At 67.2% G+C, this 17,377-nt stretch carries 18 protein-coding genes; 10 read left to right on the top strand and 8 right to left on the bottom strand.

The features are described 5' to 3' along the window. Window positions 1-285 precede the first annotated feature (285 nt). From C1932_RS12400 to asnS, 6 genes are all read right to left on the bottom strand, one after another. The gene (locus C1932_RS12400) at window positions 286-807 is read right to left on the bottom strand and encodes a 3-hydroxyanthranilate 3,4-dioxygenase (RefSeq protein ID WP_108753534.1); all 522 of its coding nucleotides are present in this window, start codon (window positions 805-807) and stop codon (window positions 286-288) included. 16 nt (window positions 808-823) lie between these two features. Beyond that, window positions 824-1,486 carry a carbonate dehydratase gene (gene can, locus C1932_RS12395; protein ID WP_108750013.1) on the bottom strand — a complete coding sequence of 221 codons (663 nt, stop codon included), beginning with the start codon at window positions 1,484-1,486 and terminating at the stop codon, window positions 824-826. Window positions 1,487-1,560: 74 nt separating this feature from the next. Then, a complete protein-coding gene (locus C1932_RS12390) occupies window positions 1,561-2,199 on the bottom strand; it encodes an FMN-binding negative transcriptional regulator (RefSeq protein ID WP_108762389.1) in 639 nt (212 codons plus the stop codon). Window positions 2,200-2,209: 10 nt separating this feature from the next. Continuing rightward, the gene (locus C1932_RS12385) at window positions 2,210-2,524 is read right to left on the bottom strand and encodes a hypothetical protein (protein ID WP_108750011.1); all 315 of its coding nucleotides are present in this window, start codon (window positions 2,522-2,524) and stop codon (window positions 2,210-2,212) included. 7 nt (window positions 2,525-2,531) lie between these two features. Further along, window positions 2,532-2,831, bottom strand: a complete 300-nt coding sequence (locus C1932_RS12380; protein WP_005410232.1) for a hypothetical protein — start codon at window positions 2,829-2,831, stop codon at window positions 2,532-2,534. A 30-nt stretch (window positions 2,832-2,861) separates the two neighbouring features. Beyond that, window positions 2,862-4,256, bottom strand: coding sequence for an asparagine--tRNA ligase (gene asnS / locus C1932_RS12375; RefSeq protein WP_108762388.1), 1,395 nt, complete (start codon window positions 4,254-4,256; stop codon window positions 2,862-2,864). Window positions 4,257-4,386: 130 nt separating this feature from the next. Here asnS and C1932_RS12370 point away from each other — a divergent pair, with 130 nt between their 5' ends. From C1932_RS12370 to zipA, 7 genes are all read left to right on the top strand, one after another. Continuing rightward, window positions 4,387-4,725: an iron-sulfur cluster assembly accessory protein gene (locus tag C1932_RS12370; protein ID WP_006452998.1), complete on the top strand. Its 339-nt coding sequence runs from the start codon at window positions 4,387-4,389 to the stop codon at window positions 4,723-4,725. Window positions 4,726-4,886: 161 nt separating this feature from the next. After that, a complete protein-coding gene (locus C1932_RS12365) occupies window positions 4,887-5,429 on the top strand; it encodes a CbrC family protein (protein WP_108762387.1) in 543 nt (180 codons plus the stop codon). 180 nt (window positions 5,430-5,609) lie between these two features. Then, window positions 5,610-6,047, top strand: coding sequence for a 30S ribosomal protein S6 (gene rpsF, locus C1932_RS12360; RefSeq protein WP_049445625.1), 438 nt, complete (start codon window positions 5,610-5,612; stop codon window positions 6,045-6,047). Window positions 6,048-6,058: 11 nt separating this feature from the next. Continuing rightward, a complete protein-coding gene (rpsR, locus tag C1932_RS12355) occupies window positions 6,059-6,289 on the top strand; it encodes a 30S ribosomal protein S18 (protein WP_002804494.1) in 231 nt (76 codons plus the stop codon). A 104-nt stretch (window positions 6,290-6,393) separates the two neighbouring features. Further along, the gene (gene rplI, locus C1932_RS12350; RefSeq protein ID WP_108750008.1) at window positions 6,394-6,846 is read left to right on the top strand and encodes a 50S ribosomal protein L9; all 453 of its coding nucleotides are present in this window, start codon (window positions 6,394-6,396) and stop codon (window positions 6,844-6,846) included. Window positions 6,847-7,084: 238 nt separating this feature from the next. Next, window positions 7,085-10,588 (top strand): chromosome segregation protein SMC, encoded by a 3,504-nt coding sequence (gene smc / locus C1932_RS12345; RefSeq protein WP_108762386.1) that lies wholly within the window; start codon window positions 7,085-7,087, stop codon window positions 10,586-10,588. A gap of 46 nt (window positions 10,589-10,634) precedes the next feature. After that, window positions 10,635-11,372 (top strand): cell division protein ZipA, encoded by a 738-nt coding sequence (zipA, locus tag C1932_RS12340; protein WP_108753528.1) that lies wholly within the window; start codon window positions 10,635-10,637, stop codon window positions 11,370-11,372. A gap of 76 nt (window positions 11,373-11,448) precedes the next feature. Here the strand turns inward: zipA and C1932_RS12335 are convergent, their stop codons facing one another. Continuing rightward, a complete protein-coding gene (locus C1932_RS12335; protein WP_108762385.1) occupies window positions 11,449-11,895 on the bottom strand; it encodes a transposase in 447 nt (148 codons plus the stop codon). 112 nt (window positions 11,896-12,007) lie between these two features. Next, the gene (locus C1932_RS12330; RefSeq protein ID WP_108762384.1) at window positions 12,008-13,117 is read right to left on the bottom strand and encodes a pyridoxal phosphate-dependent aminotransferase; all 1,110 of its coding nucleotides are present in this window, start codon (window positions 13,115-13,117) and stop codon (window positions 12,008-12,010) included. Between the two features lie 244 nt (window positions 13,118-13,361). Here C1932_RS12330 and ligA point away from each other — a divergent pair, with 244 nt between their 5' ends. The 3 genes from ligA to epmA are packed head-to-tail and all read left to right on the top strand — an operon-like array spanning window position 13,362 to window position 17,324. Continuing rightward, window positions 13,362-15,833, top strand: a complete 2,472-nt coding sequence (gene ligA / locus C1932_RS12325) for an NAD-dependent DNA ligase LigA (RefSeq protein ID WP_199912035.1) — start codon at window positions 13,362-13,364, stop codon at window positions 15,831-15,833. 52 nt (window positions 15,834-15,885) lie between these two features. Continuing rightward, window positions 15,886-16,371 carry a GNAT family N-acetyltransferase gene (locus C1932_RS12320; RefSeq protein WP_108753524.1) on the top strand — a complete coding sequence of 162 codons (486 nt, stop codon included), beginning with the start codon at window positions 15,886-15,888 and terminating at the stop codon, window positions 16,369-16,371. Beyond that, window positions 16,368-17,324 (top strand): EF-P lysine aminoacylase EpmA, encoded by a 957-nt coding sequence (gene epmA / locus C1932_RS12315; protein WP_108753523.1) that lies wholly within the window; start codon window positions 16,368-16,370, stop codon window positions 17,322-17,324. The genes C1932_RS12320 and epmA overlap by 4 nt, the downstream gene beginning before the upstream one ends. Window positions 17,325-17,377: the final 53 nt, after the last annotated feature.

Genomic DNA, 17,377 nt, shown 5'->3' with positions numbered 1-17,377 from the left:
TGCGCCCACCAAGGTGGGCGCCTACCGGTGCGGGCGCCGCGTTTTCTGGTAGTGGCCAACCTTGGTTGGCGCCGGTAGATCCATGCGCCCACCAAGGTGGGCGCCTACCGGTGCGGGCGCCGCGCTTTCCGGTAGTGGCCAACCTTGGTTGGCGCTCGCAGATCCATGCGCCCACCAAGGTGGGCGTCTACCGGTGCGGGCGTCGCGTTTTCTGGTAGTGGCCAACCTTGGTTGGCGCTCGCAGATCCATGCGCCCACCAAGGTGGGCGCCTACCGGTGCGGGCGTCAGCCCGCTGCGGGCGCCGGCAACGGGTCCACGTGCCCGCATTCACTGCAGGTGCGCAGTTCCAGGCTCGCCTGGTAGCGCGCGAACACCTTGGGCAGGTCGGTCTCGATGTTCTGCAGGGTGAAGTACTCTTCGTACAGCTTGTGATTGCACTGCTCGCAATGCCAGATCACGCCATCGCGCTCGTGCGCCAGGCGCTTGCGCTCGACCACCAGGCCGACGCCGCCGGGCGGGCGCCGCGGCGAATGCGGCACCTTGCCCGGCAGCAGGAAGATCTCGCCGGCACGGATCGGAATATCGCGCACGGCGCCGTCTTCCTGCACCTTCAGCACCATCTCGCCTTCCAGCTGGTAGAACCACTCCGGGCCTTCGTCGTAGTGGTAGTCGGTGCGCGAATTCGGCCCGCCCACCACCATCACGATGAAATCGCCGTTCTCGATCATCTTGTTGCCCACCGGCGGCTTCAGCAGGTGCCGGTGTTCTTCGATCCAGGCCAGCAGGTTGATCGGCGAGGCGAGCATGGCAGTCTCCGGTCGGTCAGTCGCGCTTGCCGTGGCGGGGCACGAAGGCCAGGGCCTTTTCGTACGCCGGCTTCAGCTCGTCCTGGGCGCCGACATCGATGCCCATTTCGCTCACCCGGCCGTCCTTCAGGCTGTACACCCAGCCGTGCACCATCAGCTTCTGGCCACGCGCCCAGGCGTCTTCCACGATGGTGGAGCGGCACAGGTTGGCCACCTGTTCGATCACGTTCAGTTCGCACAGGCGGGCGTGCTTGAGCTCGTCATCGTCGATCGCATCGAGGATGGCCGCGTGCTTCTGTGCCACATCGCCCACGTGGCGCAGCCAGTTATCGGCCAGGCCGACGCGGGTGTTGTGCAGGCAGGCGTGCACGCCGCCGCAGCCGTAGTGGCCCACGATCAGGATGTGCTTCACCTTCAGCTGGTCCACCGCGTACTGCACCACGCTCAGGCAGTTCAGGTCGCTGTGGGCCACCACGTTGGCCACGTTGCGGTGCACGAACACCTCGCCCGGGGCCATGCCGATGATCTGGTTGGCCGGCACGCGCGAATCGGAACAGCCGATCCACAGGTATTCCGGATGCTGCTGCTTGGCCAGCTGGTGGAAGAACTCAGGGTCTTCCTTTTCGATGCGGTCGGCCCATTCGCGGTTGTTCTGCAGCAGCTTGTGGATGTCTTTCATGTTCGTGTGTCCCTGACGTCAGGTGGGCGCACGAGGCGGCCCTGCCGGCCGCGTCGTGGTGGGGAAACGGGCGCTCAGCCGCCGGCGGCGGCCTCGTCGCGGTGCCAGCGCATCCACTGCGCCAGCTCGGTGGATGCGGGGGTGTGCAGCTCATCCAGCGCAGCGATCACCGCCAGCTGGTTGGCTTCAGGGTGGTTCTGGCTCAGCTTCAGCTTCACCTGCACGTGTTCAACCTGGAAACGGAAGCCGACGATGGCGCGCAGTTCCGGGCCGTGTTCGGGGCGGTCGGCCTCGAACTGCCACTGCTGGCCGACACTGGCTTCGTAATGGTCGCTGATGGCGCCGACCAGGTCGGCCAGTGCGGCCGGGTCGTCGAACCGCTGCAGCTGCCCGCGCAGTTCGGCGGCGGCGTAGTTCCAGGTGGGAACGCGTGCGGCGGGTTCCTTGTCGGGGTACCAGCTGGCCGACACGTACCCGTGCGGGCCATCCACCAGCACCTTGGCCGGGCCCTCGCGGCGCGACTGGGGGTTGGCCCGGGCCCAGTGCCCGCGCAGCTCGATCCGGGTGCCCTGGCGCTGGTACAGCACCGGCATCCGGGTCAGTTCCGGCAGGCCGTCGTCACCGGTGGTCAGCAGCGTGACAAACGCATCGCGGGCCAGCAGGCGGTCCAGCCAGCGCAGGTCGGTTTCGGCGAAGGCGCGCGGGGTGAACATCGGCCTGGGCTCAGGCGCGCCCGCCCAGCGACTGCACCATGCGGCCGCGCAGGCCTTCATCGCTGCCGGCCTGCGGCGGCTGCACTTCATGCAGGCTGAAGCCGCGGACCAGCGCGTCTTCTTCGTCCAGGCCGTCGTACTCGACGAACTCGGCATCGAACAGCTGCGAACGGGCGGTATCTTCGCTGTCGTAGCTCAGCGTGTTGCCATCGCTGTCCAGCACTTCGGCGGTGCCGGCCGGGCGCACGCGCAGGCGGGCCCAGATCAGGGTGTTGCCAAGGCTGGCCAGCCACCAGCTGTCGCGGGCGTCGTTGTTGTCGTTCATGTGCGTATTACCAGAGCGAGGCCAGCCAGAGCAGGGCAGCCATGCCCAGTCCGGCCAGCAGGGTCAGCAGCGATACCCAGGCCGGCGTCGCCAGCCCGGACAGCGAACGGTCCGGCTGCTGGCGATAGTCGCGGCGCAGCAGCCAGGCCAGGGCGTCGGGCTTGAGGAAGGCGCCACTGCCAAAGCGTGCGGCAAGCGCCGGGTGGCGATCGCGCACGTGCACCAGGGTCAGCGGCCAGAAGATCACGAAGGCACTGAACCCGGCCACTGCAACGCCGACGAAACAGAGGGCGAAGAACAGGGTCATGGGGGCAGTACCTCCGTGCTCGTGTGGGGCTTAGAAGTCCGCGCTGCCCGGGGCGCGCGGGTAGGGAATGGCATCGCGGATGTTGGACAGGCCGCAGACGTAGACCACCAGGCGCTCGAAGCCCAGGCCGAAACCGGCGTGCGGCACCGAGCCGTAGCGGCGGAAATCGCGGTACCAGCTGTAGTGCTCGCGATCCAGGCCGAACTGCGCCATGCGCGCGTCCAGCACGTCCAGGCGCTCTTCGCGCTGGCTGCCGCCGATGATCTCGCCGATGCCCGGGGCCAGCACGTCCATCGCGGCAACGGTCTTGCCGTCGTCGTTCAGGCGCATGTAGAAGGCCTTGATGTGCTCGGGGTAGTTGGTCACCACCACCGGGCGGCCGACGTGTTCTTCGGTCAGCCAGCGCTCGTGCTCGGTCTGCAGGTCCAGGCCCCATTCGACCGGGAAGTCGAACTTCTTGCCGGACTTCTGCAGCAGGCTGACCGCATCGGTGTAGTCGATGCGCTCGAACGGCGCGTTGATGAAGTCTTCCAGCTTGGTGATCGCGTTCTTGTCCACGCGCTCGGCGATGAAGGCCAGGTCGTCGCCACGCTCGTTCAGTACCGCACGGAACAGGTACTTCAGGAACTCTTCGGCCAGGCGCGCGTCTTCGGCCAGGTCGGCGAAGGCGATTTCCGGCTCGATCATCCAGAACTCCGCCAGGTGGCGGGTGGTGTGGCTGTTTTCGGCGCGGAAGGTCGGGCCGAAGGTGTAGACCTTGCTCAGCGCCAGGCAGTAGGCCTCGACGTTCAGCTGGCCGGACACGGTCAGGAAGGTTTCCTTGCCGAAGAAGTCGCGGCTGAAGTCGATCGCGCCCTTCTCGTCACGCGGCAGGTTCACCATGTCCAGGGTGGACACGCGGAACATCTGGCCGGCGCCTTCGGCGTCGGAGGTGGTGATGATCGGGGTGCTGATCCAGTTGAAGCCGTTCTCGTGGAAGAAACGGTGCACGGCCTGGGCCAGGCAGTTGCGGATGCGGGTGACCGCGCCGAACAGGTTGGTGCGCGGGCGCAGGTGCGCCACTTCACGCAGGAACTCCGGCGACATCGGCTTGGGCTGGATCGGGTAGGTCAGCGGGTCTTCGACCCAACCAACCACTTCCAGCGCGCTGGCCTGGATCTCGAACGACTGGCCCTTGCCCTGCGACTTCACCAGGGTGCCAGTGGCGATGACCGAGCAGCCGCTGGTCAGGCGCTTGATCTCGTCGAAGGTGCCCAGGGTGTCGTTGGCCACGACCTGGATCGGGGCGAAGCAGGAGCCGTCGCTCACATTCACGAAAGCCAGATTCGCTGAACCGCGCACCGTGCGCACCCAACCGCGTACCGTGACTTCGCCGCCTTCCGGGATCTTCCCGGCAAGCGCATGTTCAACGCTGACCACCGTCATGACTTGAATCCTCTGCTGATCGACTCGATCTGTGAACACGGGAGTTTACCGGTTGCAGCGTTCTGCTTGCGAGGCATTTTTCGCGCCGCTGGGCTCCTTATAATGTCCCCGTACCCTTGGAGTGAGCCTCATGGCCGTCAGCCTGACCCCGATCGCCTTCGAGCGCGTGCAGCGCTTCGTAGCCCAGACCCCCGGCGCCCTGGGCCTGCGCTTCGGCGTGACCAAGACCGGTTGCTCCGGCTGGGGCCATGTGACCGACCTGGCCCGTGACGAGCGCGAGGGTGACACCGTGTTCGACCAGGACGGGGTGAAGATCTACGTCGATGCCAAGAGCCTGGCCCTGGTGGACGGCACCGTGATCGACTTCGGCAAGCATGGCCTGAGCGAGACGTTCACGTTCAGCAACCCGAACGCCACCGCCGAGTGCGGGTGCGGTGAAAGCTTCACGACCGACGCCGACAAGGCCTGACGCGCGGTTGTGGCACCCGCCGGGCATGGCCCGGCGCTACCTCGCCGGGGAAAGGCCCGGCGCAACCCCGCCGGGCATGGCCCGGCGCAACCCGCCTGGCAGGTGCCGACCGCAACCCGCCTGGTAGGTGCCGACCTTGGTCGGCACGAATGGACCCACGGATGGAACGCCCTGTTTTCACCTACCACCCCAACGCCTACGCGACCGCCTTCGAAACGGTCGATGGGGTCTGTGACGGCTGCGGCCAGTCGCGCACGCTGCGCTACCGCGGGTCGTTCTACGCCGCCCTGAAACCCGACTACCTGTGCCCGTGGTGTATCGCCGATGGCACCGCATCGGCACGCTTCGAGGGCGAATTCACCGGCTGGACCGATATCGAGGGGGTGTCGCCGGACCCGGCCGACCCGCCGCCGAGCATCCGCCGTGAGATGCTGCTGGAGATCTGCGAACGCACCCCTGGCTACCCGTCCTGGCAGCAGTCGGTCTGGCTGAGCCATTGTGAACGGCCCTGCGCGTTCCTCGGATTCGCCAGCGGCGAAGACCTGCTGCCGATCCTGGACCAGGTCCGGCCGGACGTGGCGGCGGTCAATCCGCGCGACGCCGACGGGGTATTGGAGTGGCTGACCCGTGATGGCGAGATGGTCGGTTGCCTGTTCCAGTGCCTGCAGTGCGGCCAGCACCGCCTTCACGTCGATCTGGGCTGAATACGTTCTCCGGGCATGACCCGGCGCTACCTGCCCCTCGGCGGGCCGGGTTGCCCGCCACCCCCATCTGCGCCATAATGCGCGGCTTCCTGCCCTCTGGGCGGGAACCCTTGCCCCACCGCGGTATCCACGGCGGGGGGCTGTCCGGCCGCAAGGCCACATCCGAAAGGTAGAAAAAACATGAGTCGTCATTACGAAATCGTGTTCATGGTCCACCCGGACCAGAGCGAGCAGGTCCCGGCCATGATCGAGCGCTACAAGTCGCTGGTCGAGAACGGCAACGGCACCATCCACCGTCTGGAAGACTGGGGCCGCCGCCAGCTGGCGTACCCGATCCAGAACCTGGTGAAGGCGCACTACGTGCTGCTGAACATCGAAGCCGACCAGGCCGTGCTGAACGAGCTGACCGAAAGCTTCCGCTTCAACGACGCCGTGCTGCGCAACCTGGTCATCAAGCGTGACGAGGCTGACACCGAGCAGTCGCTGATCATGAAGAGCAAGGACGAGAAGGGTGACAAGCCGGAGCGCGGTGAGCGCCGTCGTCGTGACGACGAAGAAGGCGAGTCCACCACCACCGCTGACAACGAAGCCGGCGACGACGCCGCTTCCGCCGCCTAAGGAGCCTTCCCATGTCCAAGTTCTTCCGTCGCCGCAAGTTCTGCAAGTTCACGGCTGAAGGTGTGAAGGAGATCGACTACAAGGATCTCAACACCCTGCGCCAGTACCTGACCGAGAACGGCAAGATCGTGCCGAGCCGCGTCACCGGTACCAAGTCGAAGTACCAGCGTCAGCTGGCGACCGCCGTCAAGCGCGCTCGCTTCCTGGCCCTGATCCCGTACACCGACAACCACGACGTCTGATGCCCGGCGGGGCGGCCCCGTGCCGCCCCGCTGTGCCAGCTATTCGGACAGCCACAGTTGCGGGGCGCTGCCTCGCTAACGAATAACTTATCTGGAGCACTACCATGCAGCTGATCCTCCTGCAGAAGGTCACCAACCTCGGCAACCTGGGTGACCTGGTCACCGTCAAGCCGGGTTACGGCCGTAACTTCCTCGTGCCGCAGGGCAAGGCCGTGCCGGCCACCGAGACCAACAAGGCCGAGTTCGAAGCCAAGCGCGCCGAATACGAAGCCAAGGCACAGTCCATCCACGCCGACGCTGAAGCCCGCAAGGCCAAGCTGGAAGGCGCGAGCGTGACCATCGCCGCCAACGCTTCGACCGAAGGCAAGCTGTACGGCTCGGTCGGCGCCCGCGAAATCGCCGATGCCTTCACCGCTGCCGGCCTGGAGCTGAGCAAGAGCGAAGTCATCCTGGGCGAAGGCGCCTTCCGCAACATCGGTGAATACGACGTCCTGGTGCACCTGCACGCCGACGTGGAAACCACCGTCAAGGTTGTGGTCGAAGCCGAAAAGGCCTGATTCCGGGCCGAAAGGCCGGGTATCACCGCAGAACGGGCGCCCGCAGGGGGGCCCGTTTTGTTTTGGGCGGCCGCCGCCCGCCCTGCGATGTTCCACGCCCCGCGTAGAACATGCCGTGTAGAACCGGGCCACATCGGTATACTCAGGGCGTCACGCCCATGCCATTGTCGGCGATCCCAGCAGGATCAATGACTTGCAGGGCAAGCAGGCCGCCCGCCGGCCCCAGCCCGGAACCCCTATGCGTCTTTCCACGATCAAGCTGTCCGGCTTCAAGTCGTTCGTCGATCCGACCACCCTGCACCTGCCGACCAACATGACCGGCGTGGTGGGACCCAATGGTTGCGGCAAGTCGAACATCATCGACGCCGTGCGCTGGGTCATGGGTGAGAGTTCGGCCAGCCGTCTGCGCGGCGACTCGCTGACCGACGTGATCTTCTCCGGTTCCAATGCGCGCAAGCCGGTCTCGCAGGCCACCGTCGAGCTGATCTTCGACAACTCCGATCATACGATTTCCGGCGAATACGCCTCGTTCAACGAAATCTCGGTCAAGCGCACGGTCAGCCGCGATGGCACCAGCAACTATTATCTGAACGGCACCAAGTGCCGCCGTCGCGACATTACTGATCTGTTCCTGGGCACCGGCCTGGGCCCACGCAGCTACTCGATCATCGAGCAGGGCATGATCAGCCAGATCATCGAGGCGCGCCCGGAAGACCTGCGCGTGTACCTGGAAGAGGCCGCCGGCATTTCCAAGTACAAGGAACGCCGCAAGGAAACCGAAACCCGCATCCGCCACACCCGCGAGAACCTGGACCGGCTGGGCGACCTGCGCGATGAAATCGGCAAGCAGCTCGAACACCTGAAGCGCCAGGCCAAGCAGGCCGAGCAGTACCAGGCGCTGCAGGAAGAGCGCCGGGTGAAGGATGGGCAGTGGAAGGCGCTGGAATTCCGCGGCCTGGATGGCCGTCTTTCCAAGCTGCGCGAAGGCCTGCTGCAGGAAGAAACGCGTCTGCAGCAGCTGATTGCCGAGCAGCGCGAGGCCGAAGCCCATATCGAAACCTCGCGCGTGCGCCGCGAAGAGGCGGCCGACGCCCTGAATACCGCACAGGCGGCGGTCTACCAGGTGGGCAGCACATTGGCCCGGGTGGAGCAGCAGATCCAGCACCAGCGCGAACTGTCGCAGCGCCTGCACAAGGCGCGCGACGAAACCCAGCAGGCGCTGGCCGAGCTGGGCCAGCACATCAGCGGCGACGAGGCGCGCCTGGGCGTGCTGCGCGAGGCCGTCGAAGACGCGACCCCGCAGCTGGAAGCGCTGCAGGAAGAGAACGAGATCAAGCAGGAAAGCCTGCGCGAGGCCGAAGACCGCCTGGCCAGCTGGCAGCAGCGCTGGGAACAACACACTTCGCAGAGTTCGGAAGCTTCGCGTGCCGGCGATGTCGAGCGCACCCGCGTGGACTACCTGGACAAGCAGATCCTGGATGCCGACCGCCGCCGCGAGGCGCTGGCGGCCGAGCGCGCCGGCCTGGATGTCGAGGCACTGGAAGAGGCGTTCGAACAGCTGCACCTGCAGCACGACACGCAGAAGACCGCGCTGGACGAGCTGACCGAAGAGGTCGAGCACCGCAAGGAAGGCGTGGCCGCCGTGCAGGAGCAGCAGCGCGCGGGCCAGAACGAACTGGCCGAGCTGCACAAACAGGTCAATGGCCTGCGCGGGCGCCTGGCCTCGCTGGAAACCTTGCAGCAGGCCGCACTGGGCCAGGAGCAGGGCGCTGCGGTGGCCTGGTTGCAGTCGCACGGCCTGGATTCGGCGGCACGCGTCGGCGAGCGTCTGGACGTCGATGCTGGCTGGGAAAATGCCGTTGAAAGTGCGCTGGGCGAACTGATCGAAGGCGTGCTGGTCGATGACCCGTCCCGCCTGGTCGACGCGCTCGGCGAGCTGGGCGAGGGCCGCATTGCCCTGGTCGCCAGCGATGACGCCGCGCTGGATGTGGCTCCGACCTCGCTGGCCGCACGCGTGCGTGGCCCGGCGGCCATCCGTCGCCTGCTGGCGCACCTGCACGGTGCCCGCGACCTGGCCGAGGCCAAGACGCTGCAGGCCGGTCTGCCTGAAGGCGATTCCATCATCACCCAGCACGGCGAGCGCCTGGGCCAGGGCTGGCTGCGCGTGTCGCGCTCCGGCGCCGCGCAGCAGGGCGCCTTGCTGCGCGAGCGCGAGATCAATGAACTGCGCGAGCAGATCGAACAGCTGCAGGACCGCGAGGCCGAGCTGGAAGAGCGCTTGGCCGGACTGCGCGAGCAGTTGCTGGCCGCCGAGCAGCAGCGCGAGGACGCGCAGCGCACGTTGTACCAGGCCCATCGCGGCGTATCCGAACTGGCCGGCCAGCTGCAGGGCCAGCAGGGCAAGGTAGAGGCTGCGCGTGCCCGCATCGACCGCATCGAAGGTGAGCTGAAGCAGTTGCTGGAGACGCTGGAGGCCAACAACGAACAGGCGCGCGAAGCGCGTTCGCGGCTGGAAAACGCGGTCAGCAGCATGGGCGACTTGGAATCGACCCGGCAGGGCCTGGAAAGCGAGCGCCGCCAGCTGACCGAAGCGCGCGATCTGGCCCGTGATGCTGCACGTGCGGCGCGCGAGCGTTCGCATGCGCTGGCACTGACCCTGGAATCGCAGCGTGCGCAGCTGGCGTCGCTCGGCCAGGCGCTGGAGCGCATGAGCACCCAGCGTGGCCAGCTGGATTCGCGCCTGGGCGAACTGCATTCGCAGCTGGACGATGGCGATTCGCCGGTGGAATCGCTGCAGGCCGAGCACCAGCGTGCGCTGGAAGAGCGTGTGCGCGCCGATCGCGTGCTGACCGAGGCGCGCACCCTGCTGGACGGCATCGATGCCGACCTGCGCACCTATGAACAGACCCGCCACCAGCGTGACGAGCAGGCATTGGCGCAGCGCGAGCGTATTTCCCAGCGTCGGCTGGACCAGCAGGCGCTGGTGCTGAGCGCCGAAACCCTGCAGGCTGCCGTGGAAAAGGCCGGCTTCGTGATGGGCGAAGTGCTGGAGGCGCTGCCGGACGATGCGCGCCTGGCCGAGTGGGAACAGGCCGTGCACCAGATTGATGCGCGCATGCGCCGGCTGGAGCCGGTGAACCTGGCCGCCATCCACGAGTACGGCGAGGCCTCGCAGCGCTCGGACTACCTGGATGCGCAGCACACCGACCTGACCACCGCGCTGGAAACCCTGGAAGATGCGATCCGCAAGATCGACCGCGAAACCCGCGGACGCTTCAAGGACACCTTCGACCGGGTCAACGCCGGCGTGCAGGCGCTGTATCCGCGTCTGTTCGGCGGCGGCCATGCCTACCTGGAACTGACCGGCGAAGACCTGCTCGACACCGGCGTGACCATCATGGCGCGCCCGCCGGGCAAGCGCGTGTCCAGCATTTCGCTGCTGTCCGGCGGCGAAAAGGCGATGACCGCGGTGGCCCTGGTGTTTGCCATCTTCCAGCTCAACCCCGCGCCGTTCTGCCTGCTGGACGAAGTGGACGCGCCACTGGACGAGGCCAACGTCGGTCGCCTGGCCAACATGGTCAAGGAAATGAGCGAGAAGGTGCAGTTCCTGTTCGTCAGCCATAACAAGGCGACGATGGAAGCGGCGCACCAGCTTTCCGGCGTGACCATGCGCGAACCGGGCGTCAGCCGCCTGGTCAGCGTGGACCTGGAAGAAGCCGCGCGATTGGCGGGCGCGGCCTGACGTGCCATTCTAGTTACCTGAATGAACTAGCCGGAGAACCCATCGAATGTCCGACACGGCACTGTTGCGCATCGGCATCCTGGCCGCCGGCCTGCTGCTGGTGGCTGCGATCTTCCTGTTTGGTCGCCCCAAGAAGAAGCCGCAGGGGCGCCGCGTGGACGGCCCCGAGCCGGCTGCAGGCGAGCGCCGCGAACCGGTACTGGGCGAAGACGGCGTACCGCTGGCCGAGACCCGCAGCGAACCCGGCCTGGGCGAAGAGGGCCAGCAGGCCGAGCTGGGTCTGGCCGATGCAGACGGCGCAGCCAACGACCTTGGCAAGCGCGCCACCCAGGATTTCGACAAGATCGTTTCGCTGTTCGTGGCCGCCCGCGCGGGCGAACAGCTGCGCGGCGAAGACATCGTGGTGGCGGCGGAAAAGACCGGCCTGGTATTCGGCCATATGAACGTGTTCCACCGGCTGGTGGAAGGCCACCCCGAGCGCGGCCCGATTTTCTCGATGGCCAGCATCATGAAGCCGGGCAGCTTCGACATGGCCAACATCCGCGCCATGGAAACCCCGGCCATCGCCTTCTTCCTGACCCTGCCGGCACCGCTGACCGCGCTCGATGCCTGGGAAAAGATGCTGCCCACCGTGCAGCGCATGGCCGAACTGCTTGATGGCGTGGTGCTGGATGACAGCCGCAACGCCCTGGGCCGCCAGCGCATCGCCCATATCCGTGACGAACTGCGCGCCTACGACCGCCAGCACCAGGCCCCGCCGCTGACCAAGACCCCGCGCTGGTAACAGCGCCAGTCGAGCATGGCTCGACTCTACATATCGGCGCAACTTTGTAGAGTCGAGCCATGCTCGACTCAAAATACTACGGCGACCGATCAAACCAACGGCACCACGCAAACGGATGATCGCCAAGCTGCGCCGAAAGCCCCGCGCGTACGGGATTGGCGGCGATGTACAGCGCCTGGCTTTTCAAGGATTCGTCGCACCGTACTGCGTGGTCATAGTAGCCACGCTGCCAGAGAGGGCCGTCGGTCCCAACCAGACGGCTGCCGCGCGACTTCATCATCTGCACCGACGCAGCAAGGGTTCCTGAGCGCAGTTGCATCAACCAGTGCACGTGGTCGGGCATGACCGCCCAGGCAAGATTGAGGCATCGGCCCTCCTGCTGGATCCATTGCAGGCCCGCAACAACGATGGCGGCGCGTTCTGGATCGTCAAAGTACCGACGGCGTTGATGGGTGACCGTCGTGATCGCATAGACATTCCGTACCTGCGACCAACGGCCTTTCAGGAGAAGTGGACTGGGCATGCCTCAGCATTGGCTGGGCAAGGCTGCTTGGGTATCGCTTGAACGCGGTCAGGTTTGTAGGAAAGGCCCCAGTCGAGCATGGCTCGACTCTACAGATGGGTCGCCCTCGGCGTCATGCCGGTACGCCGGCCACCTTCGCAAACGCGCGGCGGAACGCTGCCATCTCCGCTTCGGTGCCCACGGTGACCCGCACGCGCTGTGGCCAGATCGGCCAGCTGCGGCCGATCACCACGCCGTTGTCGGCCATGGCCTTGGCAAAGGCACTGCCGTCGCGCTGCACATCCACCACGAAGCAGTTCGCTTCGGAGGGCACGCAGCTGAAACCTCGCTTTCCCAGCCAGGCGATGGTGGCCTGGCGTACCTGCGCGTTCTGCTGGCGCCGCTGCGGCACCAGCTGCGCGTCGCCCAGGCTGGCCAGCGCTGCGGCCAGGGCAGGTACGGGCAGCGGGTTCTCGCCCAGGCTGGCCAGTTCGCGCAGGCGCTCGGGATGGGCGGCGGCCACGCCCAGGCGCAGGCCGGCCATGCCATACAGCTTGGAAAACGTGCGCAGCACGATCAGGTCATCGCGCTGGGCGACCTGGCCGATCAGGCTGGGCTGGTCGCTGTACTGCAGGTAGGCCTCGTCCACCAGTACGCGGGTGGCCGCCGGCTTGTTGGCCAGCAGCCAGGCCAGTTCGGCCGGCGCGCTGATCGATCCGGTCGGGTTGTTCGGGTTGCAGACGTAGATAAGGCCGGTGGGCCGTGCGTGCGCCGCTGCCACCATCGCCCGCAGATCGTGCGCGCCGTCCTCGCGCAGCGGCACCTTGGATACCTGCGCGCCGCGCGCAGCAGCCAGGTCACCCAGCGCCTCGAAGGTGGGGTCGGCCACCACCAGCGCGGACTGCGGCCCGGTCCAAAGCGTGGCGGCGCGGTTCAAGGGTTCGCTAGAACCCGGGTACAGGCGCACATGGTCGGCCGGGACGGCATTCTGGGTGGCGAAGAGATCGCGCACCTGCCCGGCCAGGGCGAACTGATAGCGCCCACTGCCGGCGATGCTGTCGCGTGCGGCCTGTTGGGCGGCGGGCGCGGGGCCGTAGGGGCACTCATTGAAGTTCAACAGCACCGGGCCAGCTGCCACGGGCGCCGGTTGCGCTGCAGCAGCGCGGGGCAGACCCGTGCCGGCAACAGCCAGGCCGACGCCGGCCAGGTGCAGGAAATGGCGGCGCGATGTGGGCAGGGTCACGGGCGGGATTCCAGTGGGGCGGTTGCCGCACGCTAGCGCTGGTAGGGCAGGGCGGCAAGCCCACCGGTCGGTAGAGTCGAGCTTGCTCGACTGCCGCCCCTGTAGAGTCGAGCCATGCTCGACTGCGCTGTCGGCCCCAGTCGAGCAAGCACGGCAGTCGAGCAAGCTCGACTCTACAAAGAACGGCAATACGGGGCCTGACGGCCGGGCGCGGTAGAATTCCCGGCCATCCCAGAACCACCGGATTCCGATGAGGCCCAGCCCCGCCGAACGCGCCGAGGATCTCCGCCAGCAGATCGCCCAGGCCAACCGTGCCTATCACGAGCTGGATGCGCCGGAAATTCCCGATGCTGATTACGACCGTCTGGTCCGCGCGCTGGAGGCACTGGAGCGCGAGCATCCCGAGCTGGCCCGCGCCGACAGCCCGACCCAGCAGGTGGGCGCGCGCCCGTCCGGCCGCTTCGCCGAAGTCGCCCACGCGGTCCCGATGCTGTCGCTGTCCAATGCGTTCAGCGATGAGGAAGTGGCGGATTTCGTGCGCCGTATCGACGAGCGCCTGCGCCGTGGCGCGCTGCGCTTTTCCGCCGAACCGAAGATGGACGGCCTGGCGATCAGCCTGCGCTACGAGGACGGCCAGTTCGTGCTGGGCGCGACCCGCGGCGACGGCAGCACCGGCGAGGACGTGACCGCCAACCTGCGGCAGATCGCCGATATTCCCAAGCGCCTGCAGGGCAATGGTTGGCCCGATGTGCTGGAAGTGCGTGGCGAGGTATACATGGCCCGCGCCGATTTCGAGGCCTACAACGAGCGTGCGCGCCTGCACGGCGGCAAGGTGCTGGCCAACCCGCGCAACGCGGCGGCCGGTTCGCTGCGCCAGCTCGACGCGAAGATCAGTGCGCAGCGTCGGCTCAGCTTCTTCGCCTACGGCACCGGCGAAGTGCAGGGCGGCGAGCTGCCGGACACCCATTCGGGCACGCTGGCGCAGCTGGGGGCCTGGGGCTTCCCGGTCAGCGAGCTGTGCCAGGTGGTGGAAGGCAGCGATGGGCTGCTGGGCTACTACCGCATGATCGGCGAGCGCCGTGACGGCCTGCCGTTCGATATCGATGGGGTGGTCTACAAGCTGGACGACCGCGCCGGCCAGCAGACGATGGGCTTCGTTTCGCGCGCACCGCGCTGGGCCATCGCACACAAGTTCCCGGCGCAGGAACAGAGCACCACGGTGGAGGCGATCGAGATCCAGATCGGCCGTACCGGTGCGGCCACGCCGGTCGCGCGTCTGGCGCCGGTGGCAGTGGCCGGGGTGATCGTGTCCAACGCCACGCTGCACAACGCCGACCAGATCGCGCGCCTGGACGTACGCGTGGGCGACAGCGTGATCGTGCGCCGTGCCGGCGATGTCATTCCCGAAGTGGTCAGCGTCATCATGGACCGTCGCCCGCCGGGCACCACGCCCTGGCAGATGCCCACCCACTGCCCGGTGTGCGGTGCGGAGATCGTGCGCGAAGAGGGTGCGGCCGCATGGCGCTGTTCGGGCGAACTGTCCTGCCCGGCGCAGCGCAAGGAAGCCATTGCGCACTTCGCATCGCGCCGCGCCATGGATATCGACGGCCTGGGTGACAAGTACATTGAAACGCTGGTGGATGCCGGCATCGTGAAAAGCGTGGCGGATCTGTACCGCCTGCGCCGCGACACCCTGCTGCACCTGAAGCTGGTGCTCGATGCCGAAGATCCCTCGGCCCTGGCCGCCGCACTGAAGCTGCACCTGCCCGCCGAGGGCAGTGGCGCGGTGCTCGCCGCCGTGCTGAAGCTGGACGCCGCCGATGCGGGCTGGCGCGCGCAGGCGCTGGTGCAGCCGGCCAGCTTCGAATGGAACACGAAGAAGATCGCCACCAAGTGGGCCGACAACCTGATCGCGGCCATCGATGCCAGCCGCGACGCCACGCTGGAACGGCTGTTGTTCGCGCTGGGCATCGAGCACGTGGGCGAAAGCACGGCCAAGGCACTGGCGCAGTGGTTCGGTGATCTGGAACTGATCCGCCACCTGCCGTGGCCGCTGTTCAAGCGCGTGCCGGATATCGGCGGTGAAGTCGCGCGCTCGCTGGGGCATTTCTTCGAGCAGCCCGGCAACCAGCAGGCCATCGACGATCTGCTGCAGGTGGGGCAGGTGCGCATTGCCGATGCCCATCCGCCCAGCGCCAAGCTGCGCGAAGGGTTGGATCTGGCCCAGCTGCTGGTGGAAGCCGAGATTCCCGGCATCACCCGCCTGCGCGCGGAAAAGCTGGTGGCAGCGTTGCCGTCCGCGCAGGCGGTGCTGGACGCCGAGCACGGCCAGTTCGTCAACGCCGGCCTGCCCGATGACACCGCGCGCGGGCTGGCGCAGTGGCTGGACAGCGACGGCCATGGCGCAATGCTGCTGGCCGCAGAGCGCGCCATGCAGCACATCCTGGCGCACGCACCGGCCCTGGCCGAAGTGGTGGCCGGGCCGCTGGACGGGCAGACCGTGGTGCTGACCGGCACCCTGGCCCAGCTCACCCGCGATGTGGCCAAGGAACGCCTGGAAGCGCTGGGCGCCAAGGTGTCGGGCAGCGTCTCGAAGAAGACCAGCTTCCTGGTGGCAGGCACCGAAGCCGGTTCCAAGCTGGACAAGGCGCAGTCGCTGGGCGTGCCGGTGTGGGACGAAGATCGCCTGCTGGCCTATCTGGCCGAACACGAGTGATGAACCCGCCGGGCGCCGCGCGCACCCGGCCTGAAGCAAGAGAGGACTACCGATGCAGATCGCCCCGCTGGATTTCCGCCTGGCCACCCGTGCCGATGAAGAGGCATTGATTGCCTTGATGCGCGACTTCTACGCCGAAGACAAGATCGAATTCGATGATGCCCGCGTTCGCCGCGGGGTCGATGCGCTGCTGGCCGACCCGCGCAATGGCGAGGTACTGCTGTGGCTGGACGAAGCCGGCGAGGTGGTCGGCCATGCCGTGCTGGCGATGGGCTTCAGCCTGGAGCAGGGCGGCCATTTCGTGTTGCTGGACGAGCTCTACCTGAGCCATCGCGCACGTGGCCGTGGTCGCGGCAAGCAGGCGCTGGCCATCTGCGAACAACGTGCACGCGGCCGCGGCGTCACCCGTCTGCGGCTTGAAGTAAACCACCACAACGAACTGGCACGCCGCCTGTACCTGGCCAGCGGCTATATCGATGACACCCGCAGCCTGCTGACCCTGCCGCTGGACCATCCACGCGCCGAGGGCATCCTGTGAATCCGCAGCTGATGCGCACGCTGCAGCAGCGCGCGGCGTTGAATGCGCTGCTGCGCCGTTTCTTCGCCGAACGCGATGTGATGGAAGTGGAAACGCCGATCCTGTCGGTGGCTGGCAACACCGAGCCGAACATCGACAGCTTCCATACCGATTTCAGTGGTCACGTCGATGCCGGTGGCCGCCGCCGCTGGCTGCGCACCTCGCCCGAATATCCGCTCAAGCGTCTGCTGGCGGCCGGCGTGGGCGACTGCTACGAGCTGGGCCGGGTGTTCCGCAACGGCGAAGCGGGCGGCCGCCACAACCCCGAATTCACCATGCTGGAATGGTATCGGGTCGGCTGGGACCACCACCGCTTGATGCACGAAACCGCCGAGCTGGTACGCCAGGCGCTGGCCCTGGTGGGGCGCACTGCCAGCCTGCGCGTGCTCAGCTATCGCGAGCTGTTCCAGCAGCATGCCGGCGTGGATCCCTTCGCTGCCGACGAGGCAGCACTGCGCGCGGCGCTGGGCGAGGTGCACATCGACCCGGTCGGGCTGACCCGCGATGACTGGCTGGACCTGCTGATGACCCATCGCATCCAACCGCACTTCGATGACGCGGTGATGACGGCGGTGCATGACTGGCCCGCCAGCCAGGCGGCGCTGGCCCGCATCCGTGCCGGCAGCCCGCCGCTGGCCGAACGCTTCGAGCTGTACCTGGGCACGGTGGAGCTGGCCAACGGCTACCACGAACTGAACGATGCCCATGAACAGCGCGCGCGCTTCAACAGCGATCTGCAGCGCCGCCACGCGCGTGGGCAGGTGCAGCCGGCACTGGATGAAGCGCTGCTGGACGCACTGCCGGGCCTGCCCGACTGCGCGGGCGTGGCGGTGGGCGTGGACCGCCTGCTGATGGCGATGAACGGCACGCCGCGCATTGCCGATGTGCTGGCCTTCGACTTCGCCCATGCATGAGCGCGGCGTGCGCGCGCTCTTCGCGCCGCCGCTGCAGCGCCTGAACGGATCGA

The organism is Stenotrophomonas sp. YAU14D1_LEIMI4_1 (assembly GCF_003086815.1).
Classification (GTDB): Bacteria; Pseudomonadota; Gammaproteobacteria; order Xanthomonadales; family Xanthomonadaceae; genus Stenotrophomonas.
This window is presented reverse-complemented; position numbering and strand designations above follow the sequence as displayed.